Origin of the sequence: Sorangium sp. So ce281 (assembly GCF_051527395.1) — a bacterium.
GTDB lineage: Bacteria > Myxococcota_A > Polyangia > Polyangiales > Polyangiaceae > Sorangium > Sorangium cellulosum_B.
This window is the reverse complement of sequence record NZ_CP150322.1, coordinates 7606754-7631399: the sequence shown is the minus strand read 5'-3', so window position 1 is coordinate 7631399 and position 24646 is coordinate 7606754. Positions and strand designations below refer to the sequence as shown.

The following is a 24646-nucleotide window of genomic DNA, read 5'->3' as shown; positions in this document are numbered from 1 at the left end:
GATGAGACTCTGTCTGTCATGGCCGCGCTCAGCCTACCACCTGGGCGACGCCTCCGCCCGTGCGCGCGCTGCGATTGCGCGTCAGCGCAGGCGGGATCGCCCCGCCGTCTCCAGCAACATCGCGAGCACGAGCGGATCGCCGAGGCCTTGCTCTGCGCCCATGTGCGCGCGGAGGCGCGACAGGCGCGCCGCGTCCTCCAGGAACAGCGGTTCGTTCAGCCGGGTCGCGGCCTCGTGCAGGATGCCCTCGCGCTCGGAGAGGAGCGCGGCGGCGCCGGCGCGATCGCCGCGCGCCACGCGGGCAGCGGCCTCCGCGAGCGACTCGCCCGCGGCGAAGCCCTGGAGCGCGCGCGTCATCGACGCGTCGATGGACGCCGCGCTGGCGGCGTCGCTGTCCGCATAGCGCACCTCGATGGGGATCTCCTCGATCACGTTCCTCTTGGCGAGCCGATCTTTGTACTTGAGCTCGACGATCGCGACGGCTCGCCTCCCCGCGCCGGGGCCGGCGCTCAGCTTGAGCAGCAGCGCGTGCCGATCATCGCGGGCGAACACGGGCATGAAGAAGCGCATGCCCCCCTCGGCGTCGTCGCGTCGGTCGGCCGCGATCCCGTCCCGCGACTGGGCGGCGACGTCGGCCGCGATCTCCTGGGCGCGGACGCGGGAGGCCTCGGCGCCGTCCAGCCGGCGCGAACCGTAGACGCGGAGCAGATCGACGCCCGCCTTCAGGCGCACGCGCACCTCGACCGCGGTCGCGACAGGGTCGAGGCGCTTGTCGAGCTCGGTCGACAGCGCGGGAGCGATCTGCTCCGGGTGTCGCAGGTAGTAGTAGCCGCCGGCCCCGTCGCTCGCGATCGAGCTCATGAGCTGGCCGTCGAAGTCCTCGCCGAGCCCGAGCGCGCTCGTCTGGATGCCGCGCTGGAAGGCGTCGAGGGCGAGCCACGCCAGGCGCTCGCGGTGGGTGAGGCCGCTCGTCGCCCGGCCGTCGGAGACGAGCAGCACCACGCGCACGGCGTCCTCGGGGATGCCCGGCCGGCTCGCCTGCGCGTAGCCCAGCGAGAGCCCCGCGCCGATGTTGGTGCCGCCGCCCTCGCGGAGCCCCTCGATGGCGCGGCGGATCGCCGCGCGGCGCGGGCCGACGGGGCCGTCCTCGATCACCACCTCGGCGTCGCTGGAGAAGGCGGTGAGCGAGAAGTCGTCGGCCGGCGCGAGCCGATCGACGAGCGCCTGCGCGGCGCGGCGGGCGCTGTCGATCGGCGCGCCGGCCATCGAGCCGCTCGTGTCGAGGACGAGGTGCACCGAGAGGTGCGGCCGCGCGGGCGCCGCCGCCGCCGCGGAGCGGAGCGCGAGGCGCAGGTGGAAGGCGCCGCCGCCCGGGCCGAGCGCGGCGCGCTCCAGGTCGGCGCGCAGGCCGAGCGCCTTGTCCGGGGCGAGCGGCACCTCCGGGGCGTAGCGGGCGGCGACGTCGCCGACGAGCTCGCGCTCCGCCGCGGGCACGACGCCGCGCGCGAGGGCGGCCTCGAACGCGGCGAGGTGGCCGCCCCCGGGCCGGTACGTGGTGGCGAAGCGGCCGTTCGGATCGAGGGCGACCTCGGGCTCCGGCGCGTAGGCGGCCGCGCTCCGCGCCGAGACCGGCGGCGAGTAGGCGAAGGCGCGCCCATGGCCGCTCCCGAACCCCTGGCCCGACCCGGCGCCCGCGCCGTGCCCGATCGTCCCGATGGATCCGGGCCCGAGCGCCGCGCTCTCGCCGGCGAGGCCCCCGTAGCCGGCGAGGGGGAGGCCCGCGCCGCCTGCGGGCGACCCGGCGCCGTCGAGCCCCCACGGCGCCGTGGGGGCGCCCGGATCGCCGCCGCCCCCGGCGTTGAGCAGCCCGATCATCCCGAACTCGGCCGAGTCGCGCAGCGCCTCCTGCCGCGCCACGTGGGGATCGGGGCTGTCGCTCGGGCCCTGGACCCCCCACTTGTTCCCCGTCGCCGACGCGCGCGGTGTGGACGACGATGGGTGGCCCATCGACCCTTCCTCGCCCTTGGCTCGCGTCCCTGTGCCGCCCTCCTTCGCGTCGGAGGCGGGCGCGCCCTCGCGCTCGAGCGCCGCGCCCAGCTCGCGCTCATCGGCGGACGCGAGGTACTGCTGCACGAGCGCGATCCGATCCGCGCTCATGCCCGTGGACGGGTCGACGAGGGGCGGCGCCCAGCGAGCGAGGGCGCCGAGGAGCCCGAGGTGCAGGGCCGCCGAGACGGCGTGGAGGGCGAGGCTCTTCCGGCTCACGAGCGAGCGGCCCACGCGCTCGCCGGCGGCGGCATCGGCGCGGATCTGGATCCGCACGCCCGCGATCTCGACGTCCACGCGGCCCTGCGCGGGCAGGGGCACGAGCGTGGCCCCGGGGATCGCCGCGCGCGCCGCGCGCTCCACGCCGACATGCAGCTCCCGCGCCGCGGCCGCGGACAGCGGCGCGCCGCCGGGGGTGAGCGAGAGCGTCCCCGTCGCGGCGCCCAGCAGGACGAAGCCGACGCGCCCGGCGCCGTCGACCTCGAGGAGCGGCGCGCGGCGCGCGCCGAGCAGGCGCCCGGGGAGGAAGCAGTCGCACGGGCGACCGTCGTCGCGCCCCTCGCCGACGTCGAACGCGCGCGGCGGCGTCAGGTGCTGGACGAAGAGCACGGTCGTGCCCCAGGAGATGACGATCTCCACGGAGCGCACCGGCCCCTCGGCCTCGCCGGCGCTCGCCGCGTCGGGCTGCCTCGCGGCGGTGAGGTTCGGATCGGTGGCGGCGCCGCCATCCACGGCGTCCGTCGTGTTCGCGCTGGGCATAGATCTCCCCTGTGCGCCGCGCGGAGCGGCGCGCTCACGTCCCCTGGAACCGCGCGGAGGACGCGCGGATCCGCGTCCTTCAGGCGGGCGCTCGGCCGCGTTGGCCGGCTGTCCGTCGTGCCTGCGGAATGACAGCGGCGGCGCGGCGAGGTTCCGGGGGCGAGGGGGTTGGGTGAGGCGGGGGCGCTGCCCCCGCGATGGCCTGCTCGAGGACGGCGTGGTACCGCCCGCTGGGCGTAGCGATATCGTCGCGGTCGGCCATGCCGCCGCCGCGCCCAGCCCGGCGGAGCGCAGGGCCGGAAGCAAGGTCACGAGGTGGATTCGATGAAGGACGCAACCAGGGTGGATCCCTCTCCCCACGTCGAGCTACCCCCCGTCCCGCAGCTCCCTGGCGGCCCCGACCCGGCGCAGCCGGTGCCGCGATCGCCGGTCGAGGGCGTCGATCTCCCCACCTACGCGCGCATCTCCGCCGAGCTCGCCGAGGCGCCTGCCGAGCGGGCCAGCGTCCTCTCCTCGCACGGGCTCGACGAGATCCGCTGGATGGACGTCGAGAGGACGTGGCTGCTCCGCGTCGCGACCGCCGCGCTCAAGGCGGATCTCTCGCTCGGGCAGGATCTCGACCGCGCCTATGCCGCGGCGCAGGCGGCGCTCGGCCCACCTGCGCCCACGATGCCGCTCGAGGACTACGCCCGCCTCGCCGCGCGCATCGAGGCGGGCGAGCCTCCGGGCGTCGTGCTCGCGGGCGCCGGGCTCTCGCTCGCGGCCTACGCCCGGCTCCAGCGCGCCTGGACGGCGCGGCTCGCGGCCGACCCGGCGCTCGCGCGGACCTACCGCGCGATGGTGGCCGCGGCGCGGCCCGGGCCGGACGCGCCCAGGTGAGCCGCCGGCGCGCCGGCGGCTCACCGCGCCGCGCCCGTCAGACCTCGACCTCCTCCGCCGGCGGCGAGAGCGCTTGCAGCACCTCGAAGAACCGCCTGGCTTGCTCCGGGGCCGCCGCCATCGCGCGCGCGAAGTGGCGCGAGAGGCGGAGGTAATCGGCGATCGACAGCCCGCGCGCCGCGAGCGGCTGCGCCGGCGAGCCGGCCGCCTGGATCGCGGCGACCAGCGCCGCATACCCCTCGACGTCCATCGCCGGCAGCGGCCTGAGCGCGTCCTGCGCCTTCGAGAAGGCGTCCGAGTAGACGAGGGGGATGCGCGCGCGCTCGGCGTGGTCCATCACGTCGTCGCCCATGCGCTGCGTCCAGTACAGCGTCACCTCGTTCCACTGCGCCTCCGTGAGCCCGCGCGCCTCGAGCAGCCGCGCGAGCGCGCGGTCGCCCTCGGCGATCTCGGCGGAGATCTGCGCGTGATCGAACAGCGTCACGCCGTGCGGCGCGCCGCGCGCCGCCGTCTCCTCGTCGTCCTCGTCCCTTCCTCCCGCCGGCACCCGGGCATCGTCGCCGCCCTCACGGCACGTGTCCAGCCCGGGCCGGCGCCGCTGCCCGCGAGGGCGCGCTCAGGGCGCCATCGTGAACTGCAGGTCGGGCAGCATGGCGTTGAGCTCGTCGAGGACGACCTGGATATGGCGGCTGCGCACCTGACGGCCGATGTTCATCAGGCTGTCGGTATCGGCGAGGTGCGCGTGCCCGGCGCTGTATTCGTCGTCCACCGGCAGCGCGCTGCCGGCCGCCGTCGGCAGCGTGTGCCCGAACTCGTGCGGCAGGGTGTAGAACCGGCTCCTCGTTTGATTCGCGGCGTTCCCGACCGCGTGCGGGATCCCGTCGAGGTGATCGAGCTGGATCTGGCGCGCGCCGAAATCGACCCAGCTCCGCGGCGAGGGGGTCCCCGGCGCGAGCTTTTTCACGTTGACCGTCCAGTGGCCCCCGGAGAGGACCCACCGAACGTCGAATTCGACGGGGAGGTCGCGCGCTGGATTGGACAGCGGGTGCGCGCCCGTCGGCCGGACCCGGAGGCGGCGGCTCCACGTGCCCCAGACGTGCCTGTCGACGGTGCCGTGGAACCGCCGCCGCTCCCTCAGGGTCCACGGCTGGGCGCCGGGGTCGATTTGCCAGACATAGCGCCACTCTTCCTGCACGAAGATGTGCCCGGTTCGCGTATCGAGATCGATGACTCCCCAGGTCGCGCGGCGGACGATGTGGCCCATAGCGACATCGATGGTAGCGCCGGCCCTGCCTCCGGGTCGATCGCCTCGCGGCGCGCCCTGCGCCCGGGGCCTGGCCGGGGTTGAACGGCGCGGGGCGACACGGGCCGCATGGCGTCATGCAGGCGCGCTGACGTCCGGCCGCTATGGAAATATCCCTGGATGAAACCTGCCGTTGCCGGTGTCGTGCGCGCCATTCGACGGGTGCGCGGCGGCGCGCGCCTCGTGTATCCTCGGGTGGATAGCGCGGGGCGCGAGGCTTCTTCAGGAACACAGGAGGACCGCATGACGGTGCGAGCGAAGCGGGCTGCGGCGGTGCGAGCGATCGACGTTCCTCCCCGCCCGGCAGGCGCGCCGGCCGCGGATGCGCCGCCCGCATCGCAGGAGCAACCGGCGCCCGCCGGGCTCCTCGCCGCGCGGCTCGTCGCCTTCGACGCGCAGGCCCGCACGGCCCGGCTGTCGCTCGGCGGCGCCGAGATCGATGCGGTGCTCGACGAGGCGCTCTCGCCGGCCGTGCTCGCCACGGCGCTCGTCCGCGGCGAGCGGCTCGTCGTCCAGCGTGAGGGCGAGGGCTGGGTCGTGCTCGGCGCCCTGCGCACCGCGCCCACGCCCGGCGTCGACGAGGGGGACGAGTTCCTCATCAAGGCGCGCCGCGTGCTCGTCGCCGCAGAGCACGAGTTCGCGATCGCGAGCGGCGCGGCGAGCCTGGTCGTCCGCGCCCATGGGCTCATCGAGACCCTCGCGCACGACATCACCGCGCGGGCCTCGGGCATCCACAAGATCGTCGGCCGCATCATCCGGCTCAACTGAGGCTGACGGTGGAGCAGCTTCTCTCGCTCTCCCTCGAGTGCGGCGCGATCCCGGGCGGCCTCGCCGCGACCTCCGCGGTCGTCGTGGAGGCAATCTCGCAGCCGACCCACGCCACGGTCGAGCTCGTCGGCACCGACGACCTCGACCTCGACCTCGAGCGGCCCGTCGGCGAGAAGGCCCACCTCGCCCTCGCCATCGACGGCGCGCCGGTGCGCCATTTCCACCTCGTCGTGTCCGCGGTGCGGTTCGACGGCGTGCAGCACGGCCATCAGCGTCGCTATGTCGTCGAGCTCGTCCACGAGCTCGCGCTCCTGTCCCTGCGCGGCGACGTGCGCATGTTCCAGGAGAAGGACGCGAAGGCGATCGTGTCCGAGGTGCTCGAGGGCGCCGGCGTCCCCAGCGGCGACGTCGCGTGGTCGCTGCAGCGCGCGCTCGGCGAGCGCACGTACTGCGTCCAGTACCGCGAGACGGACCTGAACTTCGCCTCGCGGCTGCTGGAGCACGAGGGCATTCATTACTTCATCCACGACGACAGCGGCGGGACGCACGTCACCTTCGCCGACGCGCAATCGAGCTTCCCGCCCATCGAGGGCGCCGCGCAATGGTCCATCGTCGAAGGGCGCGAGCACGGCGCGGGAGTGCTCGATTTCGAGCTGGAGACGATCGCGACGCCCGAATCGGCGGCCGTCGGCGATTACAACTTCGAGACGCCGCAGATCGACCTCACGTCGTCCCACGCCGGCGCCGCGTCGCCGCGCGGCGAGCGCTTCGAGTACGCCGCCGGCCACAGGACGCCGGACGAGGGCGCGGCGCTCGCGAAGATCCGCTGCGAGGAGCTCCTCGCCCGGGCCCGCGTCGGCACCGGCCACAGCGATCGCTGGACGTTCCGCGCCGGCTCGTGGTTCGAGCTCGAGAACACGGCCGCCGCGCACCTGTCGCAGAAATACCTGCTCACCTCGGTGCGGCACGAGGTCGTAATCCGCGGGCTCGACGGCGACGACAGGCGCTCTTATATCAACCGCTTCACCGCCACCCCGCACGCGGCCACGTTCCGCGCGCCGCGGGCCGCCGCGCGCCCGCGGCTCCGGGGCGCGCACGCCGCGGTCGTCACGGGGCCCGGCGGCGAGATCCACACCGACCAGCTCGGCCGCATGAAGGGCAAGTTCTTCTGGGACCGCCTGGGGAAGGACGACGACACGAGCTCGTGCTGGATGCGCGTCGTCCAGCTCCCCATCGGCGGATCCATGGCCCTCGCGCGGATGACCTGGGAGATGTCGATCGTCTATTTCGACGGCGATCCCGACCGGCCCATCGCCGTGAGCCGGATGTACAACGCCGAGAAGGCGTCGCCCTACGCCTATCCGGCCGCGAAGACGCGGATGGCGCTCCAGACCGCGTCGAGCCCGGCGAGCGGCAAATCCAACGAGATCCGGATGGAGGACGGCGGCGGCGGGCAGGAGTTCTTCGTCAACGCATCGAAGGACTTCGACGGGCAAACGAACAACAACAAGACCGAGAAGGTGGGCGTCGACGAGCAGGTGGAGGTGGGCGTCGACGAGGAGATCACGATCGGCGCGAGCCAGACCGTGTCGATCGGAGCGAACCAGACCGCCACCGTGGGCGCCGACCAGGGCGTCCAGATCAAGAGCGATCGCACGGTGTCGATCGGGGCGTCCGAGACCGTGTCGGTGAGCGGCAACATCAGCCAGCTCATCGCGGGCAGCGACACCGAGACGACCGGGGGCAGCCACACGACGCTCGCGGCGCTCGGCATCGACAAGACGGCCACGTCGAGCTACGCGCTCACGGTCGGCGGGTCGATGATCTCGGCGGCCGGCATGGGGGTCTCGGTCGCGGTGGCGGGCGCCAAGTCCGAGACGGTCGGCGGCGCGAAGATCACCGCGTCGGGCAGCTCCGTCACCGAGTCCGTCGTCGGCGCCTACGCCGCGACGGTCGGCGGCGCGTGCGTGCACGCCGCGGCCGCGAACCGGGTCGCCGGCACGAAGGGCCCCGCGGCGGTGACGGTCGGCGGCCTGGCGTCGATGAACGCCGCGGGCAAGATCGCGATCAAAGGGAAGAAGATCCACCTCCTCGTCGGCGGGGTGGCGAACCTGCTCGGCGGCGGCGGCGTGCTCACGCTCACGCCCGCCTCCGCGAGCTTCGCGGGCCTCATCACCCTCGACGCCTCGGGGAGCATCAAGATCTCCGGCAACCCGAACCTGGTGGGCTGATGGCGCGCGTCGTCGAGCTCTCCGTGGACGGCGCCGCGCTCGAGGTCTCGCGGCTGACGGGCACCGTCGCGCTGTCCTGCCCCTACGTGCTCTCGGCCGACGTGTTCGCGCAGGGCGGCGCGCCACTCCCCGGCGATCTCCTGGGCAAGCCCTACGAGCTCGTGCTCACCGACGGCTTCGGCGCGGCGCTGCCTGTCCGCGGGGTGGTCCTCTCGGCCGTCCGCCACGTCGGCGACGTCGTGGAGGGCGCGCGGCTCGAGCTCACGCTGGGCTCGCCCGTCGCGGCGCTCACGATCGGGCGCGACAGCCGCGTGTTCCAGGAGATGACGGTCGTCGAACTCGTGAAGAAGGTCCTCGAGCGCGGCGAGGTGACCGACGTCGAGTGGCGCACGAGCGCGGCGTACGCGAAGCGGCCGTACACCGCGCAGTACCGGGAGAGCGACTGGGACTTCGTCCAGCGGCTCCTCGACGAGGAGGGCATCTATTACTGGTTCGAGCACGAGGGCGGCGCGACGAAGCTCGTCTTCGGCGACGACTCGACCGGGGCGGCGCCGATCGACGGCGGCGCGGAGCTCTCGTACCGGGACGACGCGTTGCTGCTCGAGACGGAGGGCGCCGTCTACCGGGTGACGAAGCGCGCCGCCGTCGCCCACGAGGCGGTCCGCCTCCGCGATTACAACCACGAGAAGCCGCGCCTCCGCCTCGACGAGAAGGCCGGCAGCGGCGCGCGCGAGCTCTACGACTTCCCGGGGCGGTTCGCGGTGCCGGGCGACGGGGAGCGCCGCGCGCAGGTCCGGCTGGAGGCGCTGCGCGCGCGCCGCGTCGTCGTCGCAGGCGAGACGACCACGACGCGGCTGCGCGTCGGCCGCACCTTCGATCTGGCGGAGCACCCGGTGGAGGGGCTCGACGGCGGCTACCTCGTCGAGCGCGTCACGTACATCGTCTCGGACCAGCGCGGCGCGTCGGCCGGCGAGAGCGAGCCGGTCCGCCTCGCGTGGGTCGCGATCCCGAAGGCGACGCCGTACCGCGCGCCGCGCCGCGGGCCGGTCACGCGCGATCCGGCCGGCCCGGAGACCGGCGTCGTCGCGGGCGCGCCGGGCGAGGAGATCCACCCCGACAAAGCCGGCCGCGTCCGCGTGCAGTTCTACTGGGATCGCGAGGGCCAGCGCGACGACAAGGCGTCGACGTGGATGCGCGTCGGCCAGTTCGCGCTCGGCGGCTCGATGGTCCTGCCGCGCGTCGGCTGGGACGTGCTCGCGCATCACGCCGAGGGCGACATCGATTCCCCCTACGTGAGCGCGCACCTCTACGACGGGCGGTTCCCCGTCCCGTACGGCCTGCCCGGCAACAAGACGCGAACCGCGTGGCAGACCGCGACGACGCCGGGCGGCGGCTCGTCGAACGAGATCCGGTTCGAGGACAAGAAGGGCAGCGAGGAGATATTCATCAACGCGTCGAAGGACATGAACGTCGTCGTCGGCGACAACAGGATGGAGAAGGTCGGCGTCGACCTGGAGGAGACGATCGGCGCGAACCTCGACGTGAAGGTCGGCTCGAACCGCAAGGTCGGCGTCAAGTCGAACCAGGACGTGACCATCGGCGCCGCGGAGTCGCTCACCGTGTCGGGCGGCCGGTCGGTGGTCGTCGGCGGCTCCGAGGCGACGACGGTGGGCGCCTCGCGCAGCGTCACCGCGATCATGGGGTCGAGCCTCGACGCCAAGGGGGGCCGCACGGTGACGATCGGCGGGACGATGATGGCGATCTCGGCGCTCGGCGTGAACCGCCTCGTGCTCGGCACCGCGAACGTCACCGTGGGCGGCGCGTGGGTCAGCGCCGCGGCGACCGGGCTCGCGACCCTGACGGGCGGCGCGTGCGCCGAGACGGTCGGCGGCGCCAAGATCAACGCGGGTGCCGCCGGCTGCGCCGTCTCGGTGAAGGGCGCGGCCGCCGAGACGGTCGGTGGCGCCTACGTGATCGCCGCCGGATCGAACGTGGGCGAGAGCGCGACGTCGCGGCTCGCCTTCACGGTCGGCGGCGCGATGCTGGCGAACGCGCCGACGATCGAGATCGAGGCCGAGAGCGAGATCTCGTTCCGCGTCGGGGGCGCGTCGCTCACCATCAAGCCGTCGAGCGTCGAGGTGAAGGCGCCCGCGATCGCCGCGCCCGGCGCGACGATCACGAAGAAGGCCTCGAAGATAGAGCACAACGGATGAGCGACGCGACCTCCCTCCACCAGGCGTTCTTCGCGGCCGAGGGGCTGCCGCCGGAGCTCGCGCGCGTGCGCAGCATCGTCGCCCACGAGGGGCTGAGCTTCTCGTACCAGGTCGAGGTCGAGCTCGAGCTCTCCGCGCCCGACGTTGACCCCGGCGGCTGGATCGGCGGGGGCGCGACGGCGATCGTCGCGGCCGGCGAGGGCGGCGCGCCGCGGCTCTTCTGCGGCATCGTCACGCGCGTGCGCGAGCGCGCGAGCCGCAGCGAGGCGCGCCGGATCGCGGTCACGCTCGAGTCGCCGCTCGCGGTCCTCCGGTGGACCACGGATCACCGCATCTTCCAGGAGCAGACGACGCAGGAGATCGTGACGGCGCTGCTCGAGGAGCGCGGCCTCGACGCGTCGCGCTGCCGCTGGCGGCTCTCGGGCAGCTACCCGAAGCGCGAGGTGTGCACGCAGTTCGGCGAGGACACGTTCACCTTCGTCTCCCGCATCCTCGAGGAGGACGGCATCTTCTATTTCCACGAGCACGGCGACGACGGCGCGATCGTCGTCTTCGGCGACTCGAGCGCGGCGTACACGGAGCCGCAGCCGCCCGCGGAGGTCCCGTTCCGGCCCGAGAGCGGGCTCACCTCGGGTTACGCCGTCACCGCGCTCGCGCTGTTCGAGCGCGCCCGCCCGGCCAAGGTCACGCTCCGGGATCACGACTTCAAGAAGCCCGCGCTCGACCTCGAGGCCACGGCGAGCGGCAAGGCGCCGCTCGGCCGCGAGCACTACGATTACCCCGGCCGCTACGTCGACCCCGCGGAGGGCGCGCGGCGCGCGCGGATCCGCCTCGAGGCGCTCGACGCCGCGTCGCAGGGCGCGCGGGGCGCGGGCACCGTGACCTCGCTCGCGCCGGGCCACACCGTGACGCTCGCGGACGTGCCGGAGCAGGCGCTCGAGGGCGAGTGGGTCGTCCGCGAGATCGAGCACGTGTGGGAGGACGCGCCCGCGGCGGGCCCCTCGCCCGGGGCGGGCTCCTACAGGAACCACTTCCACCTCCTGCCGAAGGACCTCCCGTTCCGGCCGCCCGCGTCGGCGCCGGAGTGCGACGTGCCGGGGCCGCAGCTCGCGACCGTGACCGGCCCCGCGGGCGAGGAGATCCACACCGACGCGTTCGGGCGGGTGAAGGTGCAGTTCCCCTGGGACCGGCGCGGCACGGGCGACGACAAGAGCTCGTGCTGGGTGCGCGTCGCGCAGATGCACTCGAGCGGCGCGGTGGCGATCCCGCGCGTCGGCTGGGAGGTCGTCGTCGATTTCGAGGGCGGCGACCCGGACCGGCCGATCGTCCTCGGCCGCGTCTACAACGGCAAATACGGCCCGCCGTACAAGCTCCCCGACAGCAAGACGCAATCGGCGCTGCAGTCGTCGGTGAGCCCGGGCGGCGGAGGATACAACGAGATCCGCATGGAGGACGGCGGCGGCAGCGAGCACGTCCATGTCTACGCGGAGAAGGATCTCAACGCCGTCGTCGCCAACAACAAGACGGAGAAGGTCACGAACGTCGCGACGCTCGGCGTCGGATCGAACCACAAGCAGACGGTGGGCGCGAACGTCACGCTGGACGTCGGCGCGCAGGAGGGGACGGAGATCGGCGGATCGCAGACGATCTCGATCGGCGCGGCGCGGACCGAGACCGTGAGCGGCGATGAGAAGGTCGATGTCAAAGGCTCGCGCTCGCTCACGATCGGCGGCAGTCACACGACGATGACGCCCATGTCGGTGAGCGCAAGCACGCCGGCGTCGTTCAGCGAGACGGTCGGCGGAAGCGCGATCGAGGCGGCCGCGCTCGGCGTCGGGATGGCGGTCGCCGGCGTCGCCAGCATCACCGTGGGCGGCGCCGAGATCGCGGCGTGCGCGACCGGCGCGAGCTCGTTCACGCTCGGCGCGCACGCGACGACCGTGGGCGGCGCCTTCATCTCGGCGAGCGGCAAGGACGTCGCGCTCAACGTCGGCGGCGCCAAGGCCACGACCGTCGGCGGCGTCTGGGCGGCGCAGGCCGGCGGCGATATCGCCATCTCGAGCGGCTCGACGCTCAACATCACCGTCGGCGGCGCGCTGTCGATGAACGCCGCCTCGATCGCGCTCAAGGTCGGCGGGTCCAACGTGACGATCTCCGCCGGCTCCGTCGTCATCAAGTCCTCCACGATCAAGCTCACCGCGACCGGACCTCAGCCCGAGCTCGCCCCCATGGTGGCGGACAAGTAATGGCTGCCCCCCAAGCAGGGGAGCCTCGATCCGCGGGTGCTCGATGTGGTCTTCGTCGCACGTGAAGAGCTGAACGCCGCGGCCGTCCACGGGGGGGCGAGGGTTCCGCGACGGCCTCCTGAGATCAGGCGACGCGCTTCTCGAACCGCGTCAGCCAGGCGGCGATGCCGGCCTCGTCCCAGGGACCCAGAAAGGCGATGCCGGCAGGGTCGGACGCCCGGATCGGGCGGACCATCGCATCGGCTTCAACATAGGAGCGGGGGAAGCTCAGGCGGTTGACGTCGCCCGGCTCCGGGCGGTCCCCAGCGCGCAGCACCACCCCGCCGGCGCCCGCGGCGGCGACCCCGACCAGCCGCGACGAGGAAAGGGACCGACCGCTTCGCCGCAACGCGTCCGTCAGGCGCGGTCCCAGGTACGTCAGCCAGTTGACCGTCCGGATCCGGTCCAGGAAAGCCTCCAGATTGCGGTGGTAGTAGCCGACGTCGAACCCGGGGAAGCGGCGGGCATGAGCATACAAGGCGTTCGAGGAGGCCTCCCAGTCCTGCACGTTCCAGGTCGAGTAGCCGAGGCCCGCTGTCGCCCAGCGGAACCGCAGGACGCCCGCGAGCTCGTGGACGCGGGCGGCGAAGTCCGCGAGCGGAACGCTCGTGGGGACGGTCAGCGAGACGACCCCGAGCGGGCGGAGGACGGTGCCCTCGTCGACCTCGGGGATCTCCGCCCAGAACGCGAACGACCAGGGGGAAGCGTCGACCTTCGTGCGCCCGCCCTTGAGCATCACGCCGTAGTCTTCACGCCCGAGCTTGATGAGGTTGCTGGTCACGATCTGCGATTCGGGATCGGCGGCCTGAGGGACCTCGAGATCCTCGCAGTAGGTGGACATGTACTCGAAGTCCACCGGTCGAAACGGGGTGATCTCGTCGGCGAAGGTGAGCCACGACCAGCGGAGCTCGGCGCCGATCCAGGCCCGCACGATCTCGCCGGCGCGCTCGAGCCTGCCGGCGTCCTCGTGTCCGAGCGGATCGAGGTGAAAGTGGACAGCGAGCGTGGCGAACGCGGCGGGCACGTCGCCGTCCAGCGCGAGGGGAGCGTCCGACGACACGATCACCGTTGTCTGCCTCCGGGCTGCATGGGCGGCGGGAATGTACCGAGGATGGGCGCGGCGCGCACCCTAGACGATGTGCTTGGCGACCACGGTGACCCGCGCGAGCATCTCGTACTTCCGTGGCATGGGGACGGCCGCGCGCCAGGTGAGCTCGACGCGCCCGCGATCGGCGTCCACGAGGATCGTGTCGAGGTGCGTGCGGTGGGACGCCTCGCGGCCCGACGACGGCTGGCTCGTGAACCCGGGCTCGACGCGGGGCAGCTGGAAGCGCCAGACGCCGGCGGGGGTGGCGTTCGTGACCTCGATCGGGACGTCGCTGCGCAGCGGCGTCACGGACCACTGGTCGTGGGGGACGCACACGTTGAAGCGAGGGTCGAAGTCGTCCGGCAAGAGCGGCGCCTTGGTCTCCATCCACGCCGCGTCGTACGTGCCGGCGAACGACGCGCGGGGTTGCCAGTGCCGGTGGATCGCCCCGAGGCCCCATGGCTCGTTGTCGTGTCCCCCGAGCGGCCTGTCGGGGCGCTCGATCTGCGCTGCAGGCTGCCCGATGAGGCTGCGCCAGTCTCGCACGGCGCCGCGGCCGACGGTGTTCCTGGGGTCGCCGTACGGGTGCTGGGGGTCGGAGAGGTCGAGCCCTCCCCACGCCAGCTCGTAGAGGATGGGGATCGGCTCGCGGAGGGGGCGCGCCGGTCCCGCCGCCAGGCCGCCGAGCGCGGCCGGCTGCCAGACGCGCAGCCCGTGCACGCGCGCGGCCTTGGCGATGGGTCCCACGCGCAGCGAGACGTCGACGCAGGTGACGCTGTCTCCGCCCCTGGGCGGGTGCGCGTGCCCGACGAAGACGACGTCGGTTCCGGGCTTGAAATCGAAGAGATCCGAGGGCCGCAGGATGCTCCCCGCGCCCCCAGCTCCGCCGGCGTCGGCCCACTCGTCGACGAGCCGGGGCTCCGCGGTGTCGTCGTCGACGGGCTCGATCTTGCCCGCGGGGCTGACGGCGAAGACGAGCTTGAGGAGGACCACGAGGTGCTCGCGGCCCGCCTTGTCCTTGATGGGGATGGCGAAGTGCCGCCCCTCGGTCTCGTTCACGACCTCCAGCACGGGCTACACGGCGATCTCCGCCTCCGCGATCTTCGCGACGCGGTGGTGGAACCGGACCAGCATGTTGGAGAGGACCGCGCGAGACGGCTCGCGCACGTGCAGGAACTCCTTGAAGCTTGCCCGGAACTCGGTCTTGGTGCGACCGAACGTGGGGAAGCGCAGGTCGATCCGGTGGAGATCGACCTGCTCGCCGTCCTCGTCGACGTAGTCGTCGACGGCGTTCAGCCACGCGTAGCTCAGCACCTCGAGATCTTCGCGGAGCTTCGGCGTCAGGCCCTTCGCGAGGACGACGCGAAGCTCGGCCGTCTCGTCCGTGCGCCGCGTCTTCAGCGGGAAGGGCACCTCGGGCCAGGCGCCGCAGTGCGCCGTCGGGTCATCGAGCCACGCGCGGACGTGGCCCTCGTGGACCGAGAGCGGCGATGCATCCGGCGCGAGGGACCCGAGGATGCTCATCGACTTGACCTTGCTACGAAAACCAACCCCGCGCAGGTTCTCGACCATGCTGCGGATGTACAGCGGCGACGCCGCCGCGACGCGCAGCCGGTACGAGAGGCTGGGACCGAGCGACTCGGGCGGATCCCAGGGGCCGCTTATGAGCTCGGCATCTCCCAGCCAGGGAGCGAACTCCGCCCCGCCGGCCGCCCCGAAGGTGATCGTGTCGATGAGCGACGCGACGATCTGCGGTGCGCGTTCCTTGCCCGCCTTGCGCGCCAGCTTCACGTCGATGGACAGCTCCTGGGGCTCGGCGCTGGCGCGGTAGCGCACGACGAGATCCGTCTTCACAAAATCGAGGGCATCCAGAAGAGGCATGGGTGGTCTTCAGTCTCCCGGGCAGCCGCCGCCGGGGCCATTGGTGCAGTTGGCGTTGCACGCCGCGCAGCTCAGCACGATCGGTTGCTTGGGGCTCGAGATGGTCTGGTAGTCCGCTGCCTGGGACGGCTTCCGGAAGTAGTCGGCGGGGCCCTTGATCTCCACGACCTGGCCGTTGAGCATCGCGTCCGGGAAGCGCGGGTAGAAGCGGCGGTTCCCGATGCCCTTGTACGCCGCGTAGGCCGCGTCTCGGGCCGCGTCCCAGCCCCGGGTGCTGCTGAACGCCGCCTCCATCGCGGAGGCGATGATACGTGCCGGGCCCGGCGGACCCTTCGCGAGGTCGGCCGTGGTGCCGACGAGCTGCCCCGCCCTGCCTGCCCACCGCATCAGGAAGGGCACCTCGCGCTGCATCTGCTTCGCGAGCTTGGGATCGATCTTCCGGAGGTGCTTGAAGAACTTGTTGTTGAACTTGCCGCGCTTGCCCTTCGGCTTCTTGCAGTACTCCGTCACCGCCTTGCGGAACGCGCGGCACATCGGCGTCTTGACGCCCGACGTCGAGAGCCCGCCGCCCCCGTTCATCAGCTTGGCCGCGGCCTGGGGCGTCATGACGCTAGATATTGCTGTTCGTCTGGTCGAGCGTGCGGGCGACCCCGCCGCCCTCGGCCTCGACGTCGTTCGAGGCCATCACGATCTCGCACATGCCCATGATCTTGTTGCTCATGACCCCGAGCGCGACGCCCGGCTGGTCGCCGTTCGACACGGCGCTCTTGCCCTTCTTCGTCCACATCGGCGTGGCCATCACGAGCGTCTTCGTCGTGTAGCCGGGGCCCATGGTCGTGGAGAGCGCGACGTTCGGGTACGGCATCGGCACCGGCCCCCCGGGCGTCGGTGTCTTGCAGACGTCCGTCGGCCCCGTGGAGACGGACGTGTGTCCGCTCGCCACGCTGGCGACGAGCTTGTTCTGGTTGAGAAGGGGCATGCGCTGAAATCGAGTGTACCCGGGCGCAGCACGGCTACTAGAGGGAAGCGCCGCTCCACGCCGCGCCGCTCGGGGACGCTTCACCGTGGCTGCGCCAGCGCTGTTCCCGCTGATAGGATGCGCTGGCCATGGCCGCCGCCTCGCCCACCGCCCGGCACCCGCCGCTGCCGGTCTCCGACGTCGTCGTCGTGGGCGTGGGGGCGCGCGCGCCGAACGGGCTCACGGCCCTGCAGGTGACGATGAGCGTGCGCGCGCTGAAGACGGACCCGCGCGCGTCTCACCTCATCGATAAGCACGGCGAGCCGATGGGCTTGTGCCGGCTGCCCTCCATCGGCGATAGCGTGATGGGCATCGACCGCTTCGTGGCGCTCGGCGGGCCGGCGCTCACGCAGGCGGCGTTCGGGTGGCTGGCCGCGCAGCGCAGGAATGGGCGGGCCGCGCGCCCGTTGCCCGTCCTCGTGGCGCTGCCGAGCCGGCGCCGCCCCGGGCTCGACGCGCGTCTTGAGCCGCACCTCCTGCTCGGCCTCGAGGCGCGCTCGCAGGTCCCGATCGACCACGCGCGCTCGGGCCTCGTCTTCGGCTGCCGCGGCGGGGGCGTCGAGGCCTTCCGGCTGGCGATCGAGCGCCTCCGCGCGGGCGAGCACGAGGCGGTGGCCGTGGGCGGCGTGGACAGCTGGTTCGATCCCGACGCGCTCGAATGGCTCGATCGAGAGCTCCGGCTGCACTCGATGCAGACCGAGAACGGCTTCATCCCGGGCGAGGGCGCGGGGTTCGCGCTGCTCACCGCCCGGCGACGCGCGGCGTCGCTGCCCCCCCTGGCCCAGATCCTCGGCGCCGGCGTGGCGTCCGAGCCGCGACCGTACGGCTCGGACGAGCCCTGCCTCGGGCAAGGGATCACCGAGGCCGTGAAGCGCGCGGTCGCCCCCGTGGGCGCCGCCGCGCGCCGGATTCCATGGGTGATGACGGACGTCGTGAACGAGCGGCACCGCATCGACGAATGGACCTACGCCGTGGCGCGCGCCCACGAGGCGTTCACGACCGACGTGATCCACGATCAGCCGCTGCTGAAGACCGGCGACCTCGGCGCGGCGAGCGCCGCGGTGCTCCTCGCGATCGCCGCGACGCGCTGGCAGACCGGCTGCGCCGCCGCCGACTGCGTCCTCATCGGCGCCCACGCCGAGGGCCCCGAGCGCGGCGCGCTCCTCACCAGCCTCGATCCGGTCCGATGAGCTCCTCGAGCGCGCCCCCGCCCCCCACGCCCGGGAAGAACGCCGCCGTGCTCGCCCAGCGGTCCATCGAGGACGCGCTCGCCCTCGTGCCCGAGATCCCGTTCCAGATGGATCGCGCCGGCGTCGGCGACCGGCTGCGCCGGGCCGTGCAGTGCGCCTACGCGGTGCTCGACAGCGACGTGCTCGCGCCGGTCCACCACGACGGGCTGACCGAGGCGGCGGCGCTCGTGCGCGAGGCGCGCGCGCTGCTCGTGCAGGCCGGCGATCGCCGCGAGGCGGCGGCGCTCGACCGGGCGATCGGCGGGCTCGACCTGGCGGCGTCGGCGCTCGCGATGGGCGCGACCGCCGTCGCGCAGATCCAGCTCGCGCGCCGGAGCGAGCTCTCGGGCGGCGGCCCCCGGTCGAGCGAGCCGCCGCGCGAGCGGCCCTTCCGCGCGAGCCAGGGCACGCCGTCGCTGCACGCGTTCGCGCGGCGCCCGCTCGTCCCGGAGCTCCCGCTCGACCCGGTCGTCCCGCTGCGCGAGGCGCAGCCGCCGCCGCGCAAGCTGAAGCAGCCCGCGACGCTCGACGCGCTGAAGGCGTTCGCCGCGGCGGCCGCGACGGGCGAGCTCGAGAAGAAGCTCGGCGAGGACGGCGACGGCGCGGCCTCCGGCGCGGCCTCCGGCGCCCGGTCTGCGCCGGAGGCCGCGCCGGAGGCCGCGCCGGAGGCCGCCGCCGAGGAGCCGCCGCGCTTCGTCCACGAGCCCGCGGTCGAGGAGGCGGAGATGCTCCGGCGCCTCGGGCGCGACTGCCTCGACGACATCGCCATCCACCGTGACCTGCGCAGGCCGAACGCCATCGAGACATGGCTGGATCAGGAGCCGTTCGAGCAGCGCCTGCTCGACAACCTCGACTGCTTCGCCAGCGTCGGTGCCGCGGCGCTGCCGCTCGTGTCGCTCTACTTCGCGGAGGCGAAGGCGCCGGATCCGGGGCGCGCGTTCGCCGTCGCGCTGGCGCTCGGCGCGATCGAGGGCCGCGACACGGTCGACGCGGCGGTGGCCACGCTGAAGCACAGCGCGCCGGAGACGTACCCGGGGTGGATCGAGGGCCTCTGGCTCGCGCCGAACCCCGAGATCGACGCGGCCATGGTCGAGCTCGCGGCCGGCCCGCGCGCGCCGCTCGCCGCCCTGGCGCTCGAGGTGCTCGCGCTCCGGCAGGCGGTGCCGTTCGAGCTGGCGTCGCGGCTCGCGTGGTCGGAGCGGCCCGAGCTCGCGGAGCGCGCGGTCCGCGCGCTCGCGGCGGCGGGCCCGCGCGACGAGGCGATCGCGGTGATCGAGGGCGTGCTGGCGCGCACGGCCAGCGACGCCGTGTTCCTCGCCGGCGCCGAGGCGGCGATGCGGCGGGGGCACGGCCCGGCGCGCGCGCTCCTGCGCGCGACGCTGGCGGATCGGGCGAGCCCGGCGCGCGCCGCGGGCGCGGCGTGGCTCCTGTGCCTCGGCGGGAGCGCGGGCGACCTCGGGCCGCTGCTCTCCCTCGCCGGCGCGGCGCCGAGCGCGCGGCTCGCGCGCGGCCTCGGGCGCTTCGGGCACGTCGAGGCGCTCGGCTTGCTGGTGAGCCTGCTCGGCTCCGGCGACGAGCCGCTCGTGGAGGCGGCTGCCGAGGCGCTCGAGCGGATCACGGGCGCGGGGCTGCGCGAGACGGTCGAGGAGCCGTGGGAGGTGGAGCTGCCGCCCGAGGTCGAGGCGGCGTCCCTGGGAGAGGCGCTGCCGATCCCCGTGCGCAAGGTCGAGAAGATCGTCGCCGACCCCGCGCGCTGGGAGGCCTACCTGCGGCGGAGCGCGCGCCGGCTCGATCCGGAGGTGCGCCTGCGCGGCGGGAGGCCGTTCGCGGTGATGTCGATCGTCGATGAGCTCGAGGCGAGGTCGACGCCGCCGCCGCGCCGCCACGAGGCCGCGCTCGAGCTCTGGATCGCGACGGGGATGGCCTCTGCGTTCTCGCCCGACGACTGGGTCGCGCGGCAGCGCGCCCACCTGGCGGAGCTCCGCGAGCGCGTGAGCGACGAGGGCTTCCCTGCGGGCAGGTGGGCGTTCGGGCTGACGCGCAGCCGCCCGGCCCCGCCCCCTCCCGCGAACGTGCCGAGAGCGTCGTTCGCCTCGACGATCGCGGTCTCCAGGCCGGCGGAGCTGGCGGGCGCGCTCCCGTTCGCCCCGCCGCCGGGCACGGCGCCGCCGCCCGCGCCGCCGGCCGCGTGGCCGACCGGCGACAGGGCGCTGCCGTTCGTCCCGCCGCTGCCTGTGCCGCCCGCGTTCTCCCCGCCCGCGCCGCCCTCCTCGCGGGCGCCGCTTCCCTCGGCGCACGCCGCCCCGCCGCCCGTGGCGCCGGCGGAGGGGGCGCCCTCGCCGGGGCCTGCGTCCGTGTCCCGCGCTGGCTCCTCGGCTCCTCCTGCCGGCGCTCCTGCCGGCGCTCCTGCCGGCGACGCGCCGTCCTTCGCCACGACGCAGATCGGGGTCCTACGGCCGAAGGAGGAAGAGCCTGCGCCGCCGGTGTCGGGCGGCGCGCCGCACGTGCCGCGCGACGTCTTGCCGTTCAGGAGAGCCGTCGCCGCGGAACCGGCGCCCGCGGGCGCGGACGCGAGGCAGTCCCTCGGTGGGCTGCCGTTCAGGCCGGCGGCGCCCGCGGGGGCCGAGAGCGCGGATGCGCGGCGGTCCCTCGGCGGCTTGCCCTTCAGGGCGCCGGCGGACGCAGGCGCAGCGGCCGCCGCGCCGGCCCTCACGCTCGAGCAGCACGCGTGGATCTCGGCCCGGCGCCTCGTCGAGCCGACGAGGGGCGCCGAGATCCTCGCGGCGCAAGGCATCGCGGGCGAGGACGCCTGGCTCGCGGCCGATCGCGCGTGGCAGCAGCGCCTGAGCTCCGACCGGCCGCTCTATGAGCGCTGGCTCCAGCTGACGGCCTATTACCGGGGGCCGGGGCCCCGGTGACGTTCCGCGCCTGTCGACGTGGAGGCGCGCGCCTTCGAGGTGCCGGGCCGCTCGACCCGACTCGGGTCGGTCAACCCCGGGTAGGGGGGTCGAATGCCCCCACGTCCTGGCGCCAAGGACGCCGGCTGGGCCCCTTCGAGGAGGTCTGGTGGCCCCCCCGATGGCCTGCCTACTCGAGGACGGCGTGGTACCGCCCGCTGGGCGTCACGATGACGTGGATCAGGAGCGGGACGTTCAGCGCGTAGGAGAGATCGCGCAGCTCCTCGGTCATCGCGTGGTCCTCCGCTGTCGGCGTCGGATCGCCGCTCGGGTGGTTGTGGGCCAGGACGAAGCTGATGGCTGCCATGTCCAGCGCCATGCGCAGGATGGTCGCGCGGCCCGCGTAGAGGGCGTCGTCGACACCGCGGGCGAGCATGCGCGCCTCGCGGACTCGGCCGTGGCTGTCGAGTGCCGCGATCCAGAGCTCCTCGTGGACGAGGTGCGCGAGCCTCGGGCCGAAGTACCGCGCCACGCGGGCGGCGTCGGTGAGGAGCGCGCCTCGGCGAGCCCGCGCGGCGTGGGCGCGGCGGCCGAGCTCGAAGGCCGCCGCGAGCCGGGTCGCGTCCGCGAGCGCGATCTGGGTTCGCTCGGCGATGGCCGCCGGAGAGAGGCGACCGAGGGACGGGAGGGCGGCCGTGCCGAGGACGCGCGGCCCCACGGCCGGGATCCCGAGCACCATCTCGATCAGGCCAGCCTCGGTCGCGGTCGGGATCTCGGCCGCCGTCTCGGCGGGGGCATCGATGGGTGCGCTGCTCATCGGGGCCACCTCCGCCGGCGGGTGAGGGACCGGGCGAACAGGCGCCGCGCGAGGCGGAGGCGCGTGGCCACCGTCGGCCTCGGGATCGCGAGCTCCGCCGCGATCTCGCGCATCGTCAGGCCGGCGGCGGTGAGCGCCAGGACCTCGCGGAGCTCCGCGCGGAGACGGTGGAAGGCGCGGAGCAGCCCGCGCGCGACGATGCGCTCCTCCGGCGAGGGAGCTGCGAGGGCAGAGAGCCGGTCCGGATCGACCGCGGGCACCTCGTGCCGCCGGTGCGCCTTGTCGCGGTGGTGCGACGCCTGCCGCAGGGCGACCGCGGCCAGCCAGGCGCGCAAGGCGTCGCCCGGCGGCTGATCGGGGGACGGCCGGAAGCGGCCGGCGCGCATGCTGCAAAAGGCGCCGAGCACGGTCTCCTGCGTGACGTCGTCGAGATCCGCGGCGTGGACGCCGCGGGCGCGCAGCGCGCTGCGGATGAACGGGCGCTGCGCGAGGAGCGCGGCGGCGTCGAGGTAGACGGCGGGGTGCGGCGATTCTCGATGGGGCTTGGACGGGCGGGCGAGCCGGCCGCGCGCCGTGGAGCGCAGGCGGCGGCGTGAGGGTGGATCGATCTCTTGGCCCTGTTCGGGGCGTGGACGTACCGTTTCCATGTCGGACCTCGTTCGTGCGGGGTTCGGCCACGCTGCCCGGGCGGTTGGCGCCGTCGCGGGCAGCACTTGCTTGTGGGGAGCTTAGGTGGCGCGGCGGGAGCACGCCAACACAAATGAGACATATGGGATTCTATTCCAGGTCGCAGGAGAGACGACGCCTTCGCCATGCCTGATGCCCGGCTGGAGGAGGTGCTCGGCTTCATCGGGGCCAACGTCCGCCGGATCCGCCTGAAGCGCGGCATGACGCAGCAAGAGCTCGCCAGCGCAGCCGGAATCGCCCTCGGATTTCTGCAGAAGGTCGAGCGCGCCAAGACCAACGTCGGGGTGGCCGTCCTTGTGAGGCTGGCCGACGTGCTCGGCGTCCGGCCCGGGGTGCTGTTCCGCCAGCGGGAGCTACCGCCGGTCAAGCGGGGCCGGCCACGCAAGGCACGACCCCGCGCGTAGTGATCCCGAACGTTAGGCAAGCGCTTCGACGCCGCTGCGGAACGAGGCGGCGCCCACGTCACGTGCGTGGCGCGCGGCATCGCCCATGGCACGCCGGCGCCCAGATCCTGGGCCGCCCGCCTGCTTCGGGACGGAGCTGCCCCGGTGGGCGTGACGATGACGGGATCGGCGAGGGGGATGCCCATCGCGAGCGCGCGGCGTGGACGCCGCGGCCGAGCTCGAGTCGTGCGGTGTGGAGCCCGCACAAGCACGCGCTGGTCTCCTTGACAAGGCGGGGCAGCCGTCAGCTACGCTACCTTTCCACGATGAGTGGGGCCGGCACGACGGGGTGGGATCGGAGCTCAAGGCGCTCCACGCTGACGCGGCGGTCAGCGGCCAAGGGGGCTGATGACGCCGAGAGCGCCACGGTCGACGATGTGGATGTCGATCATCGTGATCCGCCCATCTTTGTGGCCGAGCAGCGTCTGGATCGTCCGGATGTCGATGCTCGCCTCGAGCAGGTGGGTCGCGAAGCTGTGGCGGAGGGGTTGGCATGTCGCGCGCTTGGCGAGCCCCGCCGCGCGTCCGGCATCGTGCACGGCCCTTTGCAATGCCGATATTTGTCGTCGATCGAGGTCGACGTCGTTGACGCGAATCGAAAGCGCTTCGAGGAGCCGGAGGCCGTTTCCGTAGAGGAGCTCGCCGATGAGCCGAAAAGGCGGGACGAGGTGTTCGAGCAAGGTGAGCGTCTCCTGCCGCGAGAGGACCGAGGGGAGGTGCTTCGGCCGGCGTGCGCGTTCGAGCGCTTCGAGCCGGGGTATCTGCAGGTCGAGAACCCGCTTGTAAAGGAAGAGGCGGGCGCACAGCGCTTGGTTCTGCGTGAATGCCGCGGTGCGGCGTGCGACTGCAAGCTCGTCGAGGATGGCCGTGACCTCTTCCGCGCCCATCTGCCGTGGGGGCTTGCCCCTGTGGAAGCGGATGGGTACCCAGCCGTCGGCACGAATCTTACGCGACGACACGCCGTCGCCGTCCGAGACCTAGCAACGGGAATACGCAGGTACGCAGCGGCGGCCTATCTCCGCGATCCCGCAGATAGGCTGCGGAAGGTCGCGGCCTATCTGCGGGATTGCGGAGATAGGCCATGATGGGCCGCGGCTTATCCTCCGGAGTATGGAGATAGGGTGCCACGGTTCGCGGCCTACATCTGAAAATGCGTAGATATGTCGCACGTTACAGCTGATTGCGACGTTGGACAGCATATTTTCGAGCGAGGTAAGGCGCTGATGGAGGCCGGAATCACGCTGCTCACGTCCCCAGACTTGGCTACGTACGTGGACCATCGAATCCGCCAATCGCGCGAGTCCGGTCAGGGTGGGACGCCACCGTCGCACTTCTTCACCGCCGACGAGGGACCAACGGCGGAGAGACTGCGTGCTGAGCGCGCGGACGGGTGGAGCAAGCCAGTGTCGGATCCCCGTTGGCTGCGAACGTGGGGTGCCTGGGTGGACGGAGCCCTTGTTGCACATATAGAGCTGCGCGGGGCGACGTACAGGGCAGCTCTTCATCGCGCTACGCTGGGCATGGGCGTGGAGCGCCGTTTTCAGCGAGCAGGCATCGGAACACGGTTGATGGATACGGCTCTTGCCTGGGCACGAGCGGAGGCGTCACTTCATTGGATCGATCTCGGGGTCTTCTCTGACAATCACGCAGCCCTGTGCCTCTATGACAAGCACAGATTCATCGAATGTGGTCGGGTCGACGATGCGTTTCGTATCGACGATAGAAGCATCACCGCGCTGCAACTTCGCCTTCGAATCAAGGGCTACACACCTTGAACCAAGGTTCTCTTCTCGATGTACGACGCTGTCCAACAAGCCAATGGATCCGACGGGCCTTCGGCCCGCGGCTCATCGGCCATCCGTTCGGCCTGCGCCCGCCACGGGCGACTGCGCGCCTCGTGATCCGAGCGCGGCGGCCGCACAAGGAGGCCGCCGCGGCGCGGCGCGCGTGGCTCGCCGGCCGCCCGCCGTCGCGCGGAGTCGCGAGCCCTCGCGCAGCGGCGCGCCGCTTTCACCGAGCGCGCCCGCGGCGCGCGCCCTCGGCGCAGGCGCGGTCTCCCCGCCGCTCCCGCCCGCGCCGCGCCCAGGCCGAAGACCGGCGCCG

20 protein-coding genes are annotated in these 24646 nt (G+C 73.3%); 9 read left to right on the top strand and 11 right to left on the bottom strand.

The window, feature by feature from the left end; all coding sequences use genetic code 11:
• Nucleotides 1-81: 81 nt before the first annotated feature.
• Nucleotides 82-2805 carry a vWA domain-containing protein gene (locus tag WMF27_RS28895; RefSeq protein ID WP_437765649.1) on the bottom strand — a complete coding sequence of 908 codons (2724 nt, stop codon included), beginning with the start codon at nucleotides 2803-2805 and terminating at the stop codon, nucleotides 82-84.
• Between the two features lie 324 nt (nucleotides 2806-3129).
• On the opposite strand from WMF27_RS28895, the gene WMF27_RS28890 reads away from it, so the two are divergent.
• The gene (locus WMF27_RS28890; protein WP_437765650.1) at nucleotides 3130-3684 is read left to right on the top strand and encodes a hypothetical protein; all 555 of its coding nucleotides are present in this window, start codon (nucleotides 3130-3132) and stop codon (nucleotides 3682-3684) included.
• Between the two features lie 37 nt (nucleotides 3685-3721).
• Here WMF27_RS28890 and WMF27_RS28885 read toward each other — a convergent pair whose 3' ends face one another.
• Both WMF27_RS28885 and WMF27_RS28880 read right to left on the bottom strand, forming a co-directional pair.
• Nucleotides 3722-4231, bottom strand: a complete 510-nt coding sequence (locus tag WMF27_RS28885) for a hypothetical protein (protein WP_437765651.1) — start codon at nucleotides 4229-4231, stop codon at nucleotides 3722-3724.
• 69 nt (nucleotides 4232-4300) lie between these two features.
• Nucleotides 4301-4948: a hypothetical protein gene (locus WMF27_RS28880; protein WP_437765652.1), complete on the bottom strand. Its 648-nt coding sequence runs from the start codon at nucleotides 4946-4948 to the stop codon at nucleotides 4301-4303.
• 282 nt (nucleotides 4949-5230) lie between these two features.
• Here WMF27_RS28880 and WMF27_RS28875 point away from each other — a divergent pair, with 282 nt between their 5' ends.
• Genes WMF27_RS28875 through WMF27_RS28860 form a run of 4 tightly spaced genes read left to right on the top strand, consistent with a single transcriptional unit; the run spans nucleotide 5231 to nucleotide 12445 of the window.
• Nucleotides 5231-5755 carry a hypothetical protein gene (locus WMF27_RS28875; protein WP_437765653.1) on the top strand — a complete coding sequence of 175 codons (525 nt, stop codon included), beginning with the start codon at nucleotides 5231-5233 and terminating at the stop codon, nucleotides 5753-5755.
• Nucleotides 5756-5763: 8 nt separating this feature from the next.
• Nucleotides 5764-7986: a type VI secretion system Vgr family protein gene (locus WMF27_RS28870; RefSeq protein WP_437943172.1), complete on the top strand. Its 2223-nt coding sequence runs from the start codon at nucleotides 5764-5766 to the stop codon at nucleotides 7984-7986.
• Complete coding sequence (locus WMF27_RS28865) at nucleotides 7986-10199, top strand: type VI secretion system Vgr family protein (protein ID WP_437943171.1); 2214 nt, start codon at nucleotides 7986-7988, stop codon at nucleotides 10197-10199. The genes WMF27_RS28870 and WMF27_RS28865 overlap by 1 nt, the downstream gene beginning before the upstream one ends.
• Nucleotides 10196-12445: a type VI secretion system Vgr family protein gene (locus WMF27_RS28860; protein ID WP_437765656.1), complete on the top strand. Its 2250-nt coding sequence runs from the start codon at nucleotides 10196-10198 to the stop codon at nucleotides 12443-12445. The genes WMF27_RS28865 and WMF27_RS28860 overlap by 4 nt, the downstream gene beginning before the upstream one ends.
• A 124-nt stretch (nucleotides 12446-12569) precedes the next feature.
• Here WMF27_RS28860 and WMF27_RS28855 read toward each other — a convergent pair whose 3' ends face one another.
• From WMF27_RS28855 to WMF27_RS28835, 5 genes are all read right to left on the bottom strand, one after another.
• The gene (locus WMF27_RS28855) at nucleotides 12570-13550 is read right to left on the bottom strand and encodes a type VI immunity family protein (protein WP_437943170.1); all 981 of its coding nucleotides are present in this window, start codon (nucleotides 13548-13550) and stop codon (nucleotides 12570-12572) included.
• 63 nt (nucleotides 13551-13613) lie between these two features.
• On the bottom strand, nucleotides 13614-14642 hold the full coding sequence (locus WMF27_RS28850; protein ID WP_437943169.1) for a DUF2169 family type VI secretion system accessory protein: 1029 nt from the start codon (nucleotides 14640-14642) through the stop codon (nucleotides 13614-13616).
• A 3-nt stretch (nucleotides 14643-14645) separates the two neighbouring features.
• Nucleotides 14646-15452 carry a hypothetical protein gene (locus WMF27_RS28845; RefSeq protein ID WP_437765659.1) on the bottom strand — a complete coding sequence of 269 codons (807 nt, stop codon included), beginning with the start codon at nucleotides 15450-15452 and terminating at the stop codon, nucleotides 14646-14648.
• A 9-nt stretch (nucleotides 15453-15461) separates the two neighbouring features.
• Complete coding sequence (locus WMF27_RS28840; RefSeq protein WP_437765660.1) at nucleotides 15462-16058, bottom strand: hypothetical protein; 597 nt, start codon at nucleotides 16056-16058, stop codon at nucleotides 15462-15464.
• A 4-nt stretch (nucleotides 16059-16062) separates the two neighbouring features.
• Nucleotides 16063-16431: a DUF4150 domain-containing protein gene (locus WMF27_RS28835; RefSeq protein WP_437765661.1), complete on the bottom strand. Its 369-nt coding sequence runs from the start codon at nucleotides 16429-16431 to the stop codon at nucleotides 16063-16065.
• 128 nt (nucleotides 16432-16559) lie between these two features.
• Here WMF27_RS28835 and WMF27_RS28830 point away from each other — a divergent pair, with 128 nt between their 5' ends.
• Entirely contained in the window at nucleotides 16560-17660 is a 1101-nt protein-coding gene (locus WMF27_RS28830) for a beta-ketoacyl synthase N-terminal-like domain-containing protein (protein ID WP_437765662.1), read from the top strand.
• Nucleotides 17657-20617, top strand: a complete 2961-nt coding sequence (locus tag WMF27_RS28825; RefSeq protein ID WP_437943168.1) for a hypothetical protein — start codon at nucleotides 17657-17659, stop codon at nucleotides 20615-20617. Before WMF27_RS28830 ends, WMF27_RS28825 begins: the two co-directional genes overlap by 4 nt.
• Nucleotides 20618-20786: 169 nt before the next feature.
• On the opposite strand, the gene WMF27_RS28820 is transcribed toward WMF27_RS28825, so the two are convergent.
• Together WMF27_RS28820 and WMF27_RS28815 are read right to left on the bottom strand one after the other, a co-directional pair.
• Nucleotides 20787-21413, bottom strand: a complete 627-nt coding sequence (locus WMF27_RS28820) for a JAB domain-containing protein (protein WP_437943167.1) — start codon at nucleotides 21411-21413, stop codon at nucleotides 20787-20789.
• Nucleotides 21410-22060, bottom strand: a complete 651-nt coding sequence (locus WMF27_RS28815) for an RNA polymerase sigma factor (RefSeq protein WP_437943166.1) — start codon at nucleotides 22058-22060, stop codon at nucleotides 21410-21412. The genes WMF27_RS28820 and WMF27_RS28815 overlap by 4 nt, the downstream gene beginning before the upstream one ends.
• A 165-nt stretch (nucleotides 22061-22225) precedes the next feature.
• Between WMF27_RS28815 and WMF27_RS28810 the strand changes: the two genes are divergently transcribed.
• Nucleotides 22226-22504 carry a helix-turn-helix domain-containing protein gene (locus WMF27_RS28810; protein ID WP_437293727.1) on the top strand — a complete coding sequence of 93 codons (279 nt, stop codon included), beginning with the start codon at nucleotides 22226-22228 and terminating at the stop codon, nucleotides 22502-22504.
• Nucleotides 22505-22872: 368 nt separating this feature from the next.
• Here the strand turns inward: WMF27_RS28810 and WMF27_RS28805 are convergent, their stop codons facing one another.
• Nucleotides 22873-23502, bottom strand: a complete 630-nt coding sequence (locus tag WMF27_RS28805; RefSeq protein WP_437943165.1) for a tyrosine-type recombinase/integrase — start codon at nucleotides 23500-23502, stop codon at nucleotides 22873-22875.
• Nucleotides 23503-23703: 201 nt separating this feature from the next.
• Between WMF27_RS28805 and WMF27_RS28800 the strand changes: the two genes are divergently transcribed.
• The gene (locus WMF27_RS28800; protein WP_437943164.1) at nucleotides 23704-24318 is read left to right on the top strand and encodes an N-acetyltransferase family protein; all 615 of its coding nucleotides are present in this window, start codon (nucleotides 23704-23706) and stop codon (nucleotides 24316-24318) included.
• The last annotated feature ends 328 nt before the right edge of the window (nucleotides 24319-24646 follow it).

Coding starts and splice junctions, on each gene's coding strand:
- WMF27_RS28880 (WP_437765652.1), bottom strand. CDS start 4,948: ATGGGCCACATCGTCCGCCGCGCGACCTGGGGAGTCATCGATCTCGAT.
- WMF27_RS28845 (WP_437765659.1), bottom strand. CDS start 15,452: ATGCCTCTTCTGGATGCCCTCGATTTTGTGAAGACGGATCTCGTCGTG.
- WMF27_RS28810 (WP_437293727.1), top strand. CDS start 22,226: ATGCCTGATGCCCGGCTGGAGGAGGTGCTCGGCTTCATCGGGGCCAAC.
- WMF27_RS28860 (WP_437765656.1), top strand. CDS start 10,196: ATGAGCGACGCGACCTCCCTCCACCAGGCGTTCTTCGCGGCCGAGGGG.
- WMF27_RS28895 (WP_437765649.1), bottom strand. CDS start 2,805: ATGCCCAGCGCGAACACGACGGACGCCGTGGATGGCGGCGCCGCCACC.
- WMF27_RS28820 (WP_437943167.1), bottom strand. CDS start 21,413: ATGAGCAGCGCACCCATCGATGCCCCCGCCGAGACGGCGGCCGAGATC.
- WMF27_RS28815 (WP_437943166.1), bottom strand. CDS start 22,060: ATGGAAACGGTACGTCCACGCCCCGAACAGGGCCAAGAGATCGATCCA.
- WMF27_RS28830 (WP_437765662.1), top strand. CDS start 16,560: ATGGCCGCCGCCTCGCCCACCGCCCGGCACCCGCCGCTGCCGGTCTCC.
- WMF27_RS28825 (WP_437943168.1), top strand. CDS start 17,657: ATGAGCTCCTCGAGCGCGCCCCCGCCCCCCACGCCCGGGAAGAACGCC.
- WMF27_RS28875 (WP_437765653.1), top strand. CDS start 5,231: ATGACGGTGCGAGCGAAGCGGGCTGCGGCGGTGCGAGCGATCGACGTT.
- WMF27_RS28835 (WP_437765661.1), bottom strand. CDS start 16,431: ATGCCCCTTCTCAACCAGAACAAGCTCGTCGCCAGCGTGGCGAGCGGA.
- WMF27_RS28840 (WP_437765660.1), bottom strand. CDS start 16,058: ATGACGCCCCAGGCCGCGGCCAAGCTGATGAACGGGGGCGGCGGGCTC.
- WMF27_RS28890 (WP_437765650.1), top strand. CDS start 3,130: ATGAAGGACGCAACCAGGGTGGATCCCTCTCCCCACGTCGAGCTACCC.
- WMF27_RS28800 (WP_437943164.1), top strand. CDS start 23,704: ATGTCGCACGTTACAGCTGATTGCGACGTTGGACAGCATATTTTCGAG.
- WMF27_RS28865 (WP_437943171.1), top strand. CDS start 7,986: ATGGCGCGCGTCGTCGAGCTCTCCGTGGACGGCGCCGCGCTCGAGGTC.